This window comes from Microbulbifer mixtoriginis (SeqCode), from assembly GCF_052466765.1.
In genome coordinates this window covers 4,215,442-4,232,886 of sequence record NZ_CP174289.1, presented here as the reverse complement: position 1 = coordinate 4,232,886, position 17,445 = coordinate 4,215,442, and the positions used below count along the sequence as shown (strand labels likewise).

The 17,445-nt window shown below is 49.6% G+C and carries 13 protein-coding genes; 4 read left to right on the top strand and 9 right to left on the bottom strand.

The genetic code is table 11. The features are described 5' to 3' along the window. Positions 1–1,061 precede the first annotated feature (1,061 nt). Positions 1,062–1,445, top strand: a complete 384-nt coding sequence (locus tag ACJJIV_RS18425) for a helix-turn-helix transcriptional regulator (protein WP_444886643.1) — start codon at positions 1,062–1,064, stop codon at positions 1,443–1,445. After that, positions 1,439–2,737: a type II toxin-antitoxin system HipA family toxin gene (locus tag ACJJIV_RS18420; RefSeq protein ID WP_444889884.1), complete on the top strand. Its 1,299-nt coding sequence runs from the start codon at positions 1,439–1,441 to the stop codon at positions 2,735–2,737. Before ACJJIV_RS18425 ends, ACJJIV_RS18420 begins: the two co-directional genes overlap by 7 nt. A gap of 208 nt (positions 2,738–2,945) precedes the next feature. Here ACJJIV_RS18420 and ACJJIV_RS18415 read toward each other — a convergent pair whose 3' ends face one another. The 3 genes from ACJJIV_RS18415 to ACJJIV_RS18405 all read right to left on the bottom strand — a co-directional run bounded on the left by ACJJIV_RS18415 (position 2,946) and on the right by ACJJIV_RS18405 (position 8,825). Beyond that, positions 2,946–6,470 (bottom strand): amino acid adenylation domain-containing protein, encoded by a 3,525-nt coding sequence (locus ACJJIV_RS18415; protein WP_444889883.1) that lies wholly within the window; start codon positions 6,468–6,470, stop codon positions 2,946–2,948. Positions 6,471–7,237: 767 nt separating this feature from the next. Next, positions 7,238–8,254 carry an NADPH-dependent aldehyde reductase Ahr gene (gene ahr, locus ACJJIV_RS18410; RefSeq protein ID WP_444889882.1) on the bottom strand — a complete coding sequence of 339 codons (1,017 nt, stop codon included), beginning with the start codon at positions 8,252–8,254 and terminating at the stop codon, positions 7,238–7,240. A gap of 175 nt (positions 8,255–8,429) precedes the next feature. Further along, positions 8,430–8,825: a YMGG-like glycine zipper-containing protein gene (locus ACJJIV_RS18405; RefSeq protein WP_252082282.1), complete on the bottom strand. Its 396-nt coding sequence runs from the start codon at positions 8,823–8,825 to the stop codon at positions 8,430–8,432. A gap of 368 nt (positions 8,826–9,193) precedes the next feature. On the opposite strand from ACJJIV_RS18405, the gene betT reads away from it, so the two are divergent. After that, complete coding sequence (gene betT / locus ACJJIV_RS18400; RefSeq protein WP_444889881.1) at positions 9,194–11,260, top strand: choline BCCT transporter BetT; 2,067 nt, start codon at positions 9,194–9,196, stop codon at positions 11,258–11,260. Positions 11,261–11,269: 9 nt separating this feature from the next. Continuing rightward, positions 11,270–11,926, top strand: a complete 657-nt coding sequence (locus tag ACJJIV_RS18395; RefSeq protein ID WP_444889880.1) for a GMC family oxidoreductase N-terminal domain-containing protein — start codon at positions 11,270–11,272, stop codon at positions 11,924–11,926. On the opposite strand, the gene ACJJIV_RS18390 is transcribed toward ACJJIV_RS18395, so the two are convergent. The 6 genes from ACJJIV_RS18390 to ACJJIV_RS18365 all read right to left on the bottom strand — a co-directional run bounded on the left by ACJJIV_RS18390 (position 11,882) and on the right by ACJJIV_RS18365 (position 17,442). After that, positions 11,882–12,694, bottom strand: coding sequence for a TorF family putative porin (locus ACJJIV_RS18390; protein WP_444889879.1), 813 nt, complete (start codon positions 12,692–12,694; stop codon positions 11,882–11,884). The two genes, ACJJIV_RS18395 and ACJJIV_RS18390, sit on opposite strands and share 45 nt — an antisense overlap. A 133-nt stretch (positions 12,695–12,827) precedes the next feature. Continuing rightward, positions 12,828–13,334, bottom strand: coding sequence for a DUF2878 domain-containing protein (locus ACJJIV_RS18385; RefSeq protein ID WP_444889878.1), 507 nt, complete (start codon positions 13,332–13,334; stop codon positions 12,828–12,830). Position 13,335: 1 nt separating this feature from the next. After that, a complete protein-coding gene (locus ACJJIV_RS18380; protein ID WP_444889877.1) occupies positions 13,336–14,589 on the bottom strand; it encodes a class I SAM-dependent methyltransferase in 1,254 nt (417 codons plus the stop codon). Beyond that, positions 14,586–15,416, bottom strand: a complete 831-nt coding sequence (locus ACJJIV_RS18375) for a DUF1365 domain-containing protein (RefSeq protein WP_444889876.1) — start codon at positions 15,414–15,416, stop codon at positions 14,586–14,588. The genes ACJJIV_RS18380 and ACJJIV_RS18375 overlap by 4 nt, the downstream gene beginning before the upstream one ends. After that, positions 15,413–16,666 (bottom strand): NAD(P)/FAD-dependent oxidoreductase, encoded by a 1,254-nt coding sequence (locus ACJJIV_RS18370; RefSeq protein ID WP_444889875.1) that lies wholly within the window; start codon positions 16,664–16,666, stop codon positions 15,413–15,415. Before ACJJIV_RS18370 ends, ACJJIV_RS18375 begins: the two co-directional genes overlap by 4 nt. Then, the gene (locus ACJJIV_RS18365; protein ID WP_444886651.1) at positions 16,666–17,442 is read right to left on the bottom strand and encodes an SDR family NAD(P)-dependent oxidoreductase; all 777 of its coding nucleotides are present in this window, start codon (positions 17,440–17,442) and stop codon (positions 16,666–16,668) included. The genes ACJJIV_RS18370 and ACJJIV_RS18365 overlap by 1 nt, the downstream gene beginning before the upstream one ends. Positions 17,443–17,445: the final 3 nt, after the last annotated feature.

Below are 17,445 nucleotides of genomic sequence, written 5' to 3'. Positions count from 1 at the left end.
CCGGACTATACATCACCAAGTTTATGCCATTGGAAAATATAATACGCCCAGATTTCCCGTAGTGGCTATGAAAGACTTAATATCCACTTGAACAAAAACAGGGATATCAGAACAGGGGTTTGTTCAGATAGTTTGCGGAATCAATAAAGGAACTAGTTGTAGATTAGGCTGTGGTTACGGGTAAATCCGCGTTTGGAATGAGAGCTTTTCTTACAGGCCCTGAGGTGACTTTGCCATAGCCGCAGATTAATGGGGCTTCCTCCGAAGTTGATGAAGTGGGCATCTTGGCAGCCTGCCAAAGCAAGTTGAGTAATGTGGTTCATGCACCGCTTACCAAGTTCGCCAGCGGCTTACTAAGCATGGCATTTTTGTAATAGTATCGGCGTAGTGTAAATATGCCGCACAATAGTTCACCTCAGCAACTCACCATTAGCCTCCTACTAATCCTAAGTTCAGCTTCTAATGTTCTGCAGATAGAGGAGTTTCGATTCAATCTAAATAATGAGAAATGTAGACATAATTTCCTCATTGTCATAATGCTCACGATAACAGGTGCGCAGATCTCTGTCACTGGAATTCCAAGTAACAAAACCAGAGAACTGCCCTTCCTACTGTTCTTTGATAAGAAGCGGACTTCCACTATCTTCACTGCCAGTCATACCCTCAAGTGGAACATTGGATCTTGGTGGATCAAAAGTGAAGGAAATCCAGAACTTATCAAAACCTAGAAACAATACTGAAAACTCTACGCAAAGAAATGCAATGTGAGCTATTAGATTTCGCCTCTCTTTACCATTGTCGGCAACTCTCTTCCCGGCCAACTGGATATCCCTACCTACCCATTTCATCCCTGCCGCGAGGGAGGGGTATCCGCTTCACAGTTTAATTAGCGACTCCCTACACTATTCTAAAAGGTGCTTTTCTACCCAGTAAAAGGCAATAATAAGCTTAAAAGGTATAAATGTACCTATTAATGACATATCATATAATCTTGCTATAATAGACAAAAAATCACCTATTAAAGTAGGTATCCACTCATAAGAGATTGAAAAACAGCTATTATGAACTTCCATGGACAATCCGATAAGCAGATACTTGCGACACTGGGCGACCGGCTTAGAGAGTATCGCTTGCGCATGAATCTCACCCAGGATGATATGGCTGAACGTGCCGGCTTATCCACCTCCACCATCAAAGGTTTAGAGGCTGGTCGCGGCAGGCTAGACAGCCTGGTCGCCGCACTGAGAGTCCTACGCCGATTGGACGCACTGGAAGCTTTTCTCCCGGCCCCAACAGTCAGCCCTATGCAACTTGCTCTTCACGGCAAACAGCGAAAAAGAGCCAGAGCCTCTAACGCTGAGAAAGCGCTTAAAGAGACCTCTGCAGAAAGCCCCTCCAAGACACGCGCAAGCAAAATTAAAAAGAGAGGTAAACCAGAATGGTAAGCCAAACAAATACTGCAGTGGTGCAATTATGGGGAGAGATAGTTGGGGCCGTCCACTGGGATAGTACTGGGTATGGAGCCTTTGAGTACGCACCGGAATTTCTGCAGAGTGGATTGGATATTGCTCCAATTACTATGCCTATCGAAGCTTCAAAGGAGCCCTATACGTTCCGCACTCTCAGTCGGGACACCTTTAAGGGCTTACCGGGGCTCCTTGCAGACTGCCTGCCGGACAAATTCGGTAATGCCGTTATTGATGCCTGGCTCGCCCGGCAGGGGAGAACTCCGGAAAGCTTTAACCCTATTGAACGACTTTGCTATACCGGTACCCGTGGAATGGGCGCACTGGAATTTCAGCCTGCAGTAGATGGTAGTTTTAGGGATTCCGTCGATCTCAATATTGAAGAACTGGTAAAACTAGCAGCAACAATCACTCATAAGCAGACGGACCTTAACGCCCAACTTGGCAACAGCGATGCGGAGAAATCCGGTGCCCTGCTGGACATATTAAGAGTGGGCACTAGCGCTGGGGGCGCCAGAGCAAAAGCAGTTATTGCCATCAATAACAAAGGAGATATACGTTCAGGCCAAGTTCCTACATCCCGTGATTACGATTATTGGCTACTTAAATTCGATGGTGCCGGAGACCTTGAGCTCGGTACAACCGATGGGTATGGACGCATTGAATATGCTTATCATCTGATGGCCATCGAAGCCGGTATTAACATGGCAGACTGCCAGCTCTTGCAAGAAAATGGCAGAGCGCACTTTATGACGCGGCGCTTCGATCGGGTGAATGGCAAGAAACTACATATGCAGTCTCTCTGCGGCATCGCGCACCTGGATTTCAACATGGCTGGTGCCCATTCATACGAACAAGCCTTTAGCGTTATGCGTGAACTTTACCTGCCCAAGAATGAGGCGATTCAGCAATATCGCCGAATGGTATTCAATGTTTTAGCCAGAAACCAGGATGATCATACAAAGAATATTGCGTTCCTGATGAACCCCAAAGGCGAATGGTCTCTATCGCCGGCATTCGATGTAACCTATGCCCACAATCCGGGCGGCGCCTGGACCAGCCAGCACCAGATGAGTATCAACGGCAAACGCGACCACTTCCAACTTGAGGATTTGCTTGCCGTGGGAAGAGCAATCAGTATTAAACGGCCCATGGATATTATTGAAGAGGTAGCAGCAGCCGTGAAGCAGTGGCAAGGCTTTGCTGAACACGCAGGGGTTTCTGAAAGCTGGACAGTCGAAATCAATCAAAACCTTCGACAACTCTGCTGATAGATAAGCAAAATAGTAAAGTCTGCAAGGAGCGCAGCTCTACAGAGTAGAAGCACAACTGTAGAAACCCTGTAACTCCTCTGCTTCTGTAGATACTCTTATCTGAGCCTCCCCGCTGCTATCTTAATTTGGATAGAGGCCCCGCAGCATTTGCCTAGGGGCCAAACATCTAGAGCCTTTTTAGCGCTAAGTTATTTCTTCACCTCAACTAGCAAACGGCTTGCTCGCGGCGCAACTCGCTGCGCGCCGACTCTTTAGAGCCTCGCCGCAGATCAACCATGCGCGCGATGAACCAAATAAACGCTTCCACTTGGCCATTTAACACACAGCCTCCTTCGCAGATACTCTTAAGCAGACTTTGTACATCGGAGCAGTGCAAGGCGGAAACAGCCCCGCTGCTTTTAAGAAGTATTGAACACGTGGGCAGACCGGAAATTTCATGATCGCTCAAAGTGATATTGCCGTCGTAATACAAAATCCTTACTGGCTCTGACTGGTCAGAAACACGAATGGATAAAGACAAGTTTGGCGTTGGACCAGAGCGCTTGGCCAGTGATCGTTTAAGATAGCTGGAAAAACTATGAGCCCAAGCTTCTACTTCAGACTGTGCAGAGTTTGAATCCATCGATTGCTCTTTACTAGCCACCAATGAGCTATCAACTTCCCGCTCCGCCTCAATCAAAGCTTCAACAGTTTTATCGACATCCTCTTTCGTGTGAGCTGCCGAGCAAATAAGTCGGAGTCGACCACGCCCACTCTCCACTATGGGATAGGTAACCGCTGATGTCTGAACACCACGTTTATATAATTCCTGTACTATCGCAAACAGCTTGTCTTTGTTACTAAAGTGCGGCGTGACAATAGGCCCATCCCCTGTTCCCAAATCATAGCCAGCTTGTTCAAAGCGCTGCCGCATATAGCGTGTCGTATCCCAGAGCCGCTCCCGTAAACCATCATCAGTGCTGAGCCTGCGCAAAGCAGTCAATGCCGCGGCAATATCTGCAGGACTGATCGAAGCCTGGAAAATGTAAGCTCTGGATGATGATCTCAAAAGATCTACATATTCTTCCTTCGCCGCAATAACGCCACCGAGGCTACCAAGTGCCTTACTGAGCGTTGTCATAACAAAGTCTACTTGATCGGTAACTCCCTGAGCGGCACAAATGCCCGCTCCACCTTCACCATAAAAACCGAAAGAATGTGCCTCATCTACCAAGACAAGCGCGTCATATTTCTTGGCCGCGCGGACAATTTTGGCTACCGGTGCGGCGCCCTCTCCCATGCTGTATACGCCCTCCAGAACAACCAGGACCGTTCGGTATGGGGATACCTCCGACTCAAGCACAGACTCCAGGTCGGCCACATCATTATGTTTAAAGGTCCTAATCGTGGCACCACAAAGACGAGCACCATCCACAATAGATGCATGACAAAGCTGGTCGATAACCACTACATCGTCTTTACCAAGAAGCCCTGCAACCACTCCAACATTAGCGGTATAACCTGTTGGGAACAGGCAAGCGCTCGGCTTTCCGACCAGCTGTGCAAACTCAGTCTCGAACTCCAGGTGAAGATCTGTAAGGCCTGATGCTGCCGCAGAGGTCCCCATACCAGTACCAAATTTCGCTACTGCGGAAGCGGCCTCCTGCATAACTTTCTTATCTCGGTTCAGGCCAAGATATAGATTGGTGGTCCAGATTATTGCTTCCTGTTCTTCATCGTTATAAACATCACTCACTGTGCCATGAGTGGCACTACCTGTTCGTAAGACTTTGCTATAGGGATTTCTTCGCTGGTCGTTCACCATATACATGACTTCCTGCACCAGCTTGCTCTTATCCAGTGCAGACCAGGACGGCGCTTTTGCAGCCTGGAATGTAGGATGGCTGGACTGGATATGCGATTGGAAGCTGGCAAGTGAATCCGATGCAGTGCGGTTCACTTTTTCATCCGAACCCTTGGCTTCGCCATCACTCAAAGTGCCGAGGATGTAGTTCGCTAGGGCATTAGGAGTGGCGTAATTAATAATCGCTTGGGAAGCAACCGAGCGACCCAAGTTGTTGCTCAAACGTCTGGCCAATTCCAGAGTTGTGAGGGAATCGAGGCCGAGACCAGAGAAAGGCTGTTCTGGAGATACTTCTTTCGGATCAGGAAAATTCAGGAGAACGGCCACCTCTCTTTGAATAATCGATAATAAGATGGTTTGCTGCTCTGAGCTGGAACCAATCAGGCGCTGCATCAAGTCTCTGGAATTACTCACTGCATCAACACTTAATTCCAAACCAGCATAGCCCTCCTCTAGCTCCATAAGCTTTTTGCGATCGAGCTTATCGTTGGGGAGCATAGGTAATACCTCTAGGTGCCTCACAATTTGCGGGACCATATATTTTGGAAGTCGCTGTGCCAGGAACTCTTTAACGGCTGTATCTGTTACCGTTTTATCCTGGTTAACAATATAGACCGCGAGCATTTTCTGGCCAATACCACCATCTATAGCGGCCGCTGCAGCAGCATCAATACCCGGCATAGTCTCAAGCGTCGACTCTATCTCCCCAAGCTCAATGCGGAACCCCCTGACCTTAACCTGCTGGTCGATTCGGCCAAGAAATTCGATCTCTCCATTTTCCACCCACTGACACAGGTCCCCAGTTTTATATAAGCGGCTATCTTGGATGAGGTCACTAGATTCTATTTTGATGAAACGCTCTTTAGTGAGGGCTTCGTCATATAAATAACCTCTTGCCAGCTTACCTCCTGCAAGATACAACTCACCGGCTTCTCCTGAAGAAACGGGTTGCATGGACTCATTTAAAATATAGGCACGGGAGCCTGGTACTGATTTTCCAATTGTGATCGACTTAGTGCCAGGCTTAATTTCGGCAATGGTCGAGTACACGGTATCTTCGGTAGGACCATAGGCGTTAAACAACCGCAGCCCTGGCCTCAAGGTGTATACTTGATCAACCAGAGACCGCTTTAATGCCTCTCCACCAAATACAAGACACTGAAGTCCAGCTGGCAACTTCTCGGAAGCTAATAATGTCTGCATTGCGGAGGCGACAGATACGCAAGTTCTGACTTGATCTGCTGCCGGATGGTTTGGTAATTCCAGAATATTCTTACCCAGTATTACTGTGCCCCCAAGTGACAAGGTACCGAAGATTTCCATTACAGAAGTATCGAAACAGACTGAGGCCCCTGCAAAGACCCCCCGGAGTTCTTCCTCACTGAACAATTCATCCATAGAGTGGCACATGGCCACAATACACCGATGCTCAACTGCAACACCTTTTGGTTTGCCGGTAGAGCCAGAGGTATAGATCACATAGGCCAAGTCACTGGCTGATGGTCCCGCAGAATCAGCTGAAAATTCTTTGCCTTGAGCACTCACTCTGTTGAGCCAGATTAACGTGCCTGCTTCGCGACATAGGTCCGCAGAGCTATCACTATCCACGATAGCTGCAACAGCACCTGAATGTTCCAGCATGTAACCCACACGATCTTGAGGGTAAGCTGGGTCCAAAGGTACATAGGCACACCCTGCTCGCATTACGCCAATTAAAGCTGCCACAAGCTCCCAGGAGCGCTTCATGCATACCCCTACCAAGGCGCCGGGTTGAATATCCCGGCGCTCAAGCTCCGCCGCAATCGCGCCGGCCCGCTGCAGCAGGCACTCGTAGCTCACTCTGACCTCCCCATCAATAATCGCTATGCGATGAGGTGCTGCTTTCATTTGCTGTGCAATCAAGTGGCAGACTGAAATATTGAACTGGGATCTTATTTTGGAGTTTTTAACTGGACTACTCACAGAATCTTACCTTTTATCTTTATTAAAGATCTGGAAATTAACTTTCAATGCAAATTAATGTCTTTCAAACTTGGTCAAGTTTCTTACTATTTAGAGCTCCCCTAAATTTAAAACCAAACACACAAGTACAAATATTTATTTGAACCTTACAAAAAGTGTAACACTCAAACTGATACTAAATTCTCTATTTAGAGAGGTTTTTAGCTTACACCAAAGCTTCATCTTTTAAATAAGTACCGCCAGGAACTCTAAACCAACAAACAAACGCTACGCAGACAAAAGCTCTACCAAGTAAATTGTTGAGTTATCTTTCAGGGAAAACTTGATAAACAAGCACCTAAACCCCTTCCCTCGCAACCCTGCAGCTCAATCTTACTATAATCACCTTATATTTTTTTATTGCCAAAGAAATTTATACGACTGCACCCACAGTTAAAAATTTACTAGAAAATGATTCACTCTCATTGAGTATTCAAATAAATGGTACATGCATGCCTACCTGCATTTCGAAAATGTTCACAGAGAGGAATAACAACCAGAAAAAAGGCACCTTAAGTGCCATCAAGATTAAGCGGTTTATTTACAGCTTACTAAGAACAAATAAAGAAAATAAAATCAGACCCCGCGTATCGAAAGGTTTGAGAAGATCGCCATTGACCGCAATGATCCTAATAGCACCCCAATCCCTCCTATTACTCCCTGGACAGCACGATACGATACTTGGGATTGCCCGACTTCAAATGCTTAAAAGCTTCTTCTATCTGGCTCATAGGATAAATTTCCACCTGCGGCCTGATCTGATGGTGTGCGACAAAGTCAAGCATCGTTTCAATGGCTGCAGGGCTGCCCACTGGAGAAGCGGAGATATCGCGCTGGCCAAATATCATGGGGAAGAGGGTAAACTGGATTGGATCCACAACAGCACCGACAAAATGCAGGCGCCCTTTTGGTTTTAAAGCCTGAATATATAAATCCCAATCCAGATTGACATTGACCGTGGAGATTATGAAATCGAAACTCATGGAGGCTGATTTAATTTCCTCCGGATCACGTGAATTCAATGTATTGTGAGCACCGAGAGACAAAGCTTCGGTGCGCTTATGCTCACTGGAAGTAAATGCCGTTACCTCACAACCCCAGGCATTCAAAAACATCAAGGCCAAATGCCCCAGGCCTCCTATACCAATCACCCCCACTTTAGCCGTCGGTTGAATATCAAACTGTATCAGAGGGTTAAATACCGTAATGCCGCCACACAGGAGAGGCCCAGCCGAAACTAGGTCTACTCCCTCTGGAATAACCACCAGGCTACCCATATCTGCACGAACTTTATCGGCAAAGCCCCCGCCGGTAAGGGTGGTAAAGCGAGCTTCGGCACACAAATTTTGATCGCCCCGCCGGCAGTAGTGGCAGGTCTCACAATAGCCGGAATTCCAACCCAGGCCGACAACCGTACCGGGCTTAAAGTGCCCGGCCTGCTCTCCCGCAGCCAACACCCGTCCAATCACTTCATGACCCGCAACTATGGGGAACTTGGACACCCCCCACTCATCCTCAATCATGCTGAGATCACTGTGGCAAATACCACAGTAGAGCACCTCCAACTCCACCTCTGTCGCTCCCAGATCCCCCACTTCTACCTGATAGGGTTTAAAGGGCCCGCCGGCTTGCATAACCCCATAGGCATTGATGGTAGTCCCACTGGTCATAACCTACTCCCGTGGTATTCACTGAAGATTAACCCTGTTCATTCGGCCTAAAAAGCCGCGGATAAGAAGAGTGAAAAAAAAAGAGCCGGGGGTTTCCCGGCCCAAGCCAAGTCCTGTGAGGTTGCCGAATATCAGAGGACCCACGAGAAAACCTGGCTAACTCCTGTGAGGGGAATTAATTGAGCACGCGATATCCGCGCCCGCGCAGACAGTTCTTGATAATCTGCTGGGCTTCTGCACCGGCACTGCCAGCACCAGAGAGGCCACCCACCAGAGCGCCCGCTCCAGCACCTGCCGCCGCTGCACGACTGCTATCACCAACAATAGCGCCCAGCGCGCCGCCCACTACAGCTCCGCCCGCAGCACCGGTTAACCCCCGGCGCCCCTGGTCGCTGTAGGTGGAATAAGCAATCCCCTTACACTCAGAGAGGTCGATTTGATACTGGTTCATATTGACGCCCCAGGTATCAATCACAATGCCACCGGCACCAGGTACCTGTTCCGGTTGAGCAGCACAGCCAGCTAATAGAGCTATGCAAAATCCTGCAGTTGCGCTAATACCAGTTTTCATCGGTCACCTCTTACAGCCTGAGCCTAGAGATTGCGTATATGTCACGCTTTTCATCTTTAGGTTTAGCTGTTGGTTGAAGATGGCGCCAGTCGAGAGAAGGGAAAAGCAAGAAAAAGGACGACTAAAAAGTCATTAAAAAGGCCCCATCGGGCAAAGGTCAGTGAATAGAAATCCCCTCTATGCGCAGAGTATTGATTCAATGAAGAGTAATAACGGCTATTACAACAAGCCTGTGAGAGATGCTGATTTCTGAGAGTGAAATTTTCAAAACCTGCTCTGAAGTAGCCCCAACCTCCGTGAAGACACCCGGCGACCGTCAGGCATAGCCTACTCTGATGGGATAGTCGGCCTTTTTTCGCAGGGAAGGCATGCACAGCACCAAATCATCGGAAGACACATCTAAAGCAAGCCCCCCAGAGGCGCGAATAAAACCACTGGTATTTTATGGCTCTGTCGTGGGTATTGTGCTGTTCTCCCTCTGGGCGATGATCTTTACCGAGCAGGCGATCGGCGTTATTAACGGTGCCCTCAGTTGGATATCTGGCAGTTTCGGCTGGTTTTACTTTCTCGCTATCGTTGCCTACCTCATCTTCGTGATCCTGGTGGCCATTTCCAACTTCGGGGATATCAAACTCGGACCCGATCACTCAGAACCCGATTTCAATATCGTGACCTGGGCTGCCATGCTTTTCAGCGCCGGAATCGGCATCGACCTAATTTTCTACTGCATCGTAGAACCCGTGACCCAATTTATGGAGCCTCCTGCTGGCGAGGGAGGCAGTATCGAAGCGGCACGCCATGCCATGGCGCTAACTTTTTTGCACTGGGGTCTGTCCGGCTGGGGAGTTTATACCCTGGTAGGTATGTCCCTGGCTTTCTTCAGCTACCGGCATGGGCTGCCCCTTACCATTCGCTCAGCACTTTATCCGTTGTTCGGTAAACGTATCTACGGCTCTCTCGGTAATACCGTGGATATTGCCGCGGTCTTGGGCACGGTGTTTGGCGTTGCCACCAGCCTGGGAATCGGGATCATCCAGCTGAACTACGGCTTACAGTACATGTTTGGTATACCGGAGGGCATATTCACGCAATCACTGCTGGCACTTATGATTGTGGTGTTCGCCGCATTCTCTGCCGCTACCGGTGTAGAGCGGGGAATTCGGCGACTGTCAGAATTCAACATGTTGCTGGCAATAGCACTGATGCTGTATGTGTTGATTACCGGCAAGACACGATTTTTGCTCGACGCCTTCGTCACCAACATTGGTGATTACTTACAGAACTTTATCGGCTTGTCCTTCAATACCTATGCTTTCGCCCCGCCCACGGATTGGCTCAATGCCTGGACACTATTTTTCTGGGCATGGTGGATTGCCTGGGGGCCCTTCGTCGGCCTGTTCCTGGCGCGAATTTCCCGTGGCCGCACCATTCGTGCATTTGTTATCGGCACCTTGATTCTGCCCTTCACATTTATGGCCGCCTGGATGGCCATCATGGGCAACTCAGCCATCGATATGGTAATGGGCGGCGCCACAGAGTTTGGCACGCAGGCAGTAGAGAAACCCGGGTCGGCCATCTTCCTGTTTCTCGAGCAGCTGCCCTGGAGCCTGCTAACCACAATTGCGGTAACCATCCTGTCGATCGTGTTCTTTGTCACCTCTGGAGACTCGGGCTCGCTGGTGCTTTCCAATCTCACTATCCGGCTCGAAGATCCCAATCAGGATGCGGAACCCTGGATGCGGATTTTGTGGGCTGCAATCATTGGTATTGTGACCATTGCCCTACTGATGACAGGTGGCCTTTCCGCCCTGCAGGGTGCGGTGGTGATCATGGGACTGCCCTTTGCCATCGTCCTGCTGCTGATCATGCTGGGGCTGTACAAGGCGTTGCAGCTTGAGAAGCTGAAATCCGCGAGCATGCAGGAGTCTTTATCCGGGCATCTTTCAGGCAGAACTATATCGCGGGAAGGGCATACCAATTGGGCCCAGCGGCTGTCGCGCGCGATCAGCTTTCCAACGTTCAAGCAGGTGGAAACATTTATACAACGCACCATACAGCCCGCGTTCGAGGCGATGAAACAGAAGCTCGAAGAGGAAGGATACCCGGTCAGTATCGCTGGCAACGAAGGCGATAAACTGCACCTGGAGCTCAACGTGGACCTCGGCAGTGAAGTGGACTTCACCTATCAGGTGTGGCCGCGGCAGTGCTCGATGCCAGCGTTTACCCTGCGGGCAGAGCAACCCCGCTCAAGCTACTACCGTCTGGAACCACATCTGCGGGAAGGCGGGCTGACTTACGATCTTATGGGGTACACCCGCGAACAGGTTATCAGTGACATCGTCGACCACTTCGAAGTACATCTACAGTACCTGCACATGCGCCGTGAGCGCGCGGCACGCAGTGCCGGTAAAGAGGGAGAACCAGGGCCAGCCTAGGGCAAACAGATGAGTAATCAGGACTTTGATCAGACTGTTGGCTATATCGTGGTGGGGGCGGGTTCAGCCGGCGCTGTGCTAGCCAACCGGTTGACCGCGGACAGCAAAAACAGCCTTTTACTGTTGGAATTTGGCGGCAAGGATAATTCCATTTATATCCGTATGCCCTCAGCGTTTTCCATTCCGCTGAACATGCCTAAATACGATTGGGAATTTTATACCGAACCGGAGCCGGGGTTGCATGGACGGCGAATCCATCAGGCCCGCGGCAAGGTTATTGGCGGTTCCTCTTCTATCAACGGTATGGCATTTGCTCGGGGCTGCGCTGGAGACTACGAGGAGTGGGTGGAGCACGGCGCATCCGGCTGGGGCTACGCGGATGTCCTGCCCTACTTCCGCCGGGCCGAAACCTGTATCTATGGCAGTGACGCCTATCGCGGCGACCAGGGCCCTATCACCGCGTGCAACGGCAACAATATGAAAAACCCGCTTTACCGCGCCTTTATTGAGGCCGGTACTCAGGCGGGCTACGGCTTTACCCAGGATTACAATGGCTATCGGGAAGATTCGAAGCAAAATTTTCGCCGACACAGATCAGGCAAAAAGCATTTACGACTTACTCTAAAAGCTGCGAGTAACTTTAAAAACAAAGCGCCCATCAGTTAGATTCTTGGCAGCCAGGAATGGATCGACACCATCGGTATCGTACCAACGTAAACCCAGGGTGTAATCACTGATTTTCCAGTCTATACCGGCATCGTAATAACCATAATTGAGATGGTCGTAGGAAGATTCAAAAGTTTGCTCGCCAAGATGCACAGAAATATCCATGTAGCTGGCCAACTCCAAGCTAAAGGTCGCTTCATAGGCCAGAGAATCGACATTATTGAGAAAGTCTCTGCCAAAATAGTTATTTGAATACCAGAGGCTCGGGCTGATCGTTAATTTATCCACTGTAAAACTAAGGGTCAGATAGGTTTCGGCATAGTCGAAATCAAATTCCGACTTCGGATAGTTGTAGGACCAATAGCCAATATTCAAGTTGATCTCGGTTTCAGGCAGATCTCCCGACCACCCTACATAGGGATCAAATTCCATACTGTTGCCGGGACCGCCAAAGTCCGTATTGGTTGTCCAGACGCCGATATAGAAACCAATATCGTGGGTCCAGTTGAGATCGCCCTGGACGGTAGGACCATTATTCGAGTTCGAGATACTGCGGAACATATAATCAGAAGCAATTACCAGGCTACCGGCGACAGTACCAAACCCGTCATCCTCGCCATTCTTATCGCCCTCACCATTCTCGTCTCCCGCGTCGATCTCGCTAAATTCACCTCGCTCGTCGACGACCACTTCCTCCGATAGGCACCTGGAATTGAATGCCTCCAGAACCCCGACCAAGATCAGGGCCCGCACGAGGTAAGCTTTCATGGCTGGCTCCTTGGTGGCGTTGATGAATAAGGTGACTGAACCAGAAATTACATTTTTAATTGAGTAGGGCATGTATAGGTGGCGAGGCCGCTGAATACAAGCTTTGCGCCAGCTTGCACGGCTGCACGGCCATTCACCGATAGGCGGGGTTAATAGCGCGAGCCAGGTAACTAAATCCCGGCAATATCAATGCCCAAATTAGAGACAGGATCATCAGTGATTGCCACAGGGGCTGACCCAGCTCTACGGTGCCATTCAGAAAAGCGCCGGTGTAATAGCTAAAAGGACCAAAAAAACCACCCAGTAACACTGCCAACCACAAATTACGCTGCAAAAACACCAAGCTGTAACGCAACGTCATCGCAAAGTTTAACCATAAACACACCAGCCAAATGGGTGGCCAAGAAATACCGCTGAGATTTTGCAAGATACCTAAATGGAAGAGAACGGAATCCACCCCCACACCAAATAGAAAAACACCCCCCAACCACAAAGGCTCCCTACGCAGGTTTGCCACAAAAGTTAAGTGGATGAGCAAATTGATCAAGGTGAAGGGCACAACAATCCAGGGGCGTGCGACAATCACACAGAGAGGCCAGGCAATATCAAATAATAAAGCGTTGACTATCAACCGCCACATATCAGCCGATAAGAGCGCGTGGCTTGGCGAAGACGAACTGAGCAGTACTGATCACCCGCTGCATAAAGCCACCCTCGCAGTAACACAAATAGAATTCCCACATGCGGATAAAGCGATCGTCAAAGCCCAAATTGCGCACTTGCGGCAGCTGATTCAAAAATGCTTTGCGCCAATGTTGCAAGGTACGCGCATAGTCTGCAGTAATATCCTCTAACCCCACAATCTGCATATCGGTAGCCGTGGCAATCTGCTGAGCAATGACTTGATTAGATGGCAGACAGCCGCCGGGAAAAATATAGTGCTGGATAAAATCAATGTCTTTGCGATATTGATGGTAGCGTTGATCCGAAATGGTAATGGCCTGCATCAACATCAGGCCATCCTCTTTAAGCAGGCGCCCACAAATTGAGAAAAATTTGTGGTGGTATTCGTGCCCTACTGCCTCAACCATTTCAATAGAGACCAGTTTATCAAAGCGTCCCTCTAAATCCCGGTAGTCCTGTAGCAGCACGTGTACTTTATCTTGCAGTCCTTCACGCTCCACCCATTGGCGAGCGTATTGATATTGTTTTTCAGAAATAGTCGCAGTGGTTACCTGGCAGCCGTAGTGTTTTGCCGCATAAATGGCCATGCCCCCCCAACCAGTGCCTATTTCTAGCAAGTGGTCTCCGGGCTTTAATTGCAGTTTTTGGCAAATATGCTCCATTTTATGGATGGAAGCCTGGTACAAGGTTGTCTGCTCTGAGGGAAATATCGCCGAGGAATAGAGCATGGTTTTATCGAGGAATAACTGAAAAAAATCATTTCCCTGATCGTAATGTGCAGCAATGTTTTTACGCGAGCCACGGCGGTTGTTACTGTTGAGACGATGCAGGGCACGCAGCAGCACACGGGGCAATTTACTCCAGCGGCTATCCATACTTTCAATCAGGGACATATTGTCAACCATCAGGCGAATGACATCCAATAAGCACGGGGAGTCCCAAACCTTTTCCATATAGGCTTCACCGGAACCAATAGTGCCGTTTAACAATACCTGTACATAGGCAATGGGATCCCGCACGCGAATATGCGCCCGAACTTTTGCCTGTTCGATTGGTTGACCAAAACGGTAATGGCTATCCCCTTCTTCAATCAATAGATGGCCGCGCTCTATCACTTGCATCTTGCCCAAAACCAGCTTGCGGGCGAGCCTGATCAACCAGGACTGGCTCTCTCCTTCGACAATAACCTGTGAAGATTCTTTTGCATTCATAAACGCTTCTCCCCTCCCTGGACTTCACCCCTGCCACCGGGATGGGCATAGACAGGTGTGCGCTTGAACCATAATTTCAGCGCCTGCCAATAAATTGTGGCAATCACTTTTACGGTCATAAATGGATACTGGATCAGGATACGATTGAGCAGGCCACCACTCAGCTCACTGCGGCGCAGACTGAGAATGGCATCAAATAAGGGACGCTCTTCCTGCGCCTCATCGCTTAAATCAAAATTCTGTAAATAAGCGGTTAGGCGATCGCCGGGAGTAATACTTCTCCAGCGATATCCCTGGGAAATCGGCATAAATGGGGAGACGTGAAAAGTCTTTGCAAAAGCTACTTTCTGTACACGAGCCCCAGAGCGGCAATCGAGTACATAGCTATGACGCTCCTTCCAGGGAGTATTATGAACATCCAGTAATAGCCAATGCACTTCCCTGCCCTCGGCATCAAAACAGTAATAAATACTGATGGGATTCATGTTATAGCCAAAGTAGCGCCAATTAGCGAGCACGCGTATGGGCCCTTGCGGGCGCTCTCCCGCAACCCGCTCAACCCTGAGACATACAGCCTCTTCGACACTGAGTTTCGGATCGCCAAAAAAATCCTCGCGACGAAATCGAGCCGGTGCCCAGGGCTTTTTGGACCACCAGCGCGATAACGAGCAAAAATCATCCAGCTCCGCCAAGTCTAAATAAACCATAAACACTTTGTAGCGGAACTGATTTTGACGGGGCGCAAAACGACGGTGCTGAACCCAACCAGTATAAATAGCGCTCTTCATGGCCGCGCCCGCAACGATAGCCTTTGGCTTTTCCTTCACCAATCAACCCCAAGCCCTTTGGCAACCCTCAGCGCACTGCATACCCCATCTTCATGAAATCCGTTGGCCCAGTAAGCGCCACAAAACCAGGTACGATTCACTCCGTTTATCCTCTCCCACTGCTGTTGGGCACGATTACCCGCCACAGAAAACTGGGGATGCGCGTATTCAAAGCGAGCGAGAATTTTTTTGGGGTTGATACGCTCCTCAGCATTCAGGGTGACACAATAGGTTTTATCCGTTGCCAATCCCTGCAGGATATTCATGTTGTAAGTGAGTACCGGCAGCTCATCGCTTTCGGCACGTAAGCGGTAATTCCAGCTGGACCAACTGCGCCTGTGCTGTGGTAATAAAGTGGAATCGGTATGTAGAGCCACACTATTACACGCGTAGGGGATGGCACTGAGCAGTTGTCGCTCCAGATTAGAGGTATCTTTAAGGCATTCCAGCGCTTGATCCGAGTGGCAGGCAAGGATTACCTGATCAAACGCCAGCTGCTCCCCCTTACTGGTCACTAGCTCTACGCTTTGCTCCTTGCGCCAGAGGGATTTCACTTTAGTGGAGAGCCGAATCCTGTCGGCATAGGGCGCACTCAGCGCAGGAATATAAGAGCGAGAGCCCCCTTTAATCACGCGCCACTGTGGCCGCCGCAGCAGATTGAGCAGCCCGTGATTGAAAAAGAAGCGCACAAAAAAGCTCACCGAGAATTCCAGCATCTGCGACACACTGGCCGACCAAATTGCCGAACCCATGGGCACCAGATAACGGTTGGCAAATTCGGCCGAATAGCCATTTGCCGGTAAATACTCACCCAGGGTCAGGCCCTCGTGAAGACGCCCCTCGCACCAATCTCGCATAGCAGTGCGATTAAACCGCACTATATCCCATAACATGCGCCAGTGGCCGGCACTGAGAAGATTGGAGCGCTGGGAAAATAATGTATTGAGATTGTTGCCGGCATACTCATAGCCCTCCCGATCACAGCGCACACTGAAACCCATAGAGGTTGGATGGGATTCGACACCCAGCTCATTGAGTAAACGAATAAAGTTCGGGTAGGTCCAGTCGTTATACACGATAAAGCCGGTATCAATAGCCAGGGTTCGTTTGCCTTCTTCCTCTACATCAATAGTCGCAGTATGTCCCCCCAGGCGGTCCTGTGATTCAAACAAGGTAATCTCGTGCTTGCGGCTCAAAAGATAAGCCGCCGTCATGCCGGCAATTCCACTCCCGACGATGGCAATACGCATCAACTCTTCCTTAAGGTACGAATCCTACTTATTTTTGGTGTGCAAAAACGAAACCAAAGAGAACGGAAAAATCCGAGAAAACGCAGTGGCAGGCTCAAGCGCAAAGGAAAATCGATTATGGATTTTCTGCGAGCCAACCCCACCTCAATATACTCCGCTGCTTGCTCCGCGCTAATCAAAAAAGGCATGTCAAAGTCGTTCTGCGCGGTGAGCGGGGTGTCGACAAAACCAGGGCGGATCAACACGACCTTGAGATTGGTATGACAGACATCCCCACGTACCGATGCCAGAAAATAATCCAGCGCGGCTTTGGAGCTGCCATAAGCCTCTGCCCTGGGAAATGGCACTAGCGAAGATAAGCTGCCCAATGCGGCAAAAACCGGAGAAGCACTGACAGCCAGCAGCGGTAAAGCACAATGCAATGTATTCACTACACCAAAGAAATTGGCATCAAAAACCCGCCGGTACATTGTGGTATCAAGCTGTAAATCATCGTCGTACTCACAAGTGCCAGCACAGGCAATTACCGTATCCAGATGATCGGTTAAATCCTTGAGGCGCTCGAAGGTAGAGGCCATACCGCTGTCGTCGGCCACATCGCAGTCGAGTATGCGAATATGTGTGGGAGCGAGCTGTTGCAGCTCTTCTAGCGCTTCACGCCGGCGCCCACTGGCAATTACAAAGTTATTATGCTCGGCAAGGCGCAAGACCAGGGCGCGGCCAATGCCGGAACTGGCTCCAGTAACCCATAGTGTCCTGTTGCGAATCTCCGTCACCAG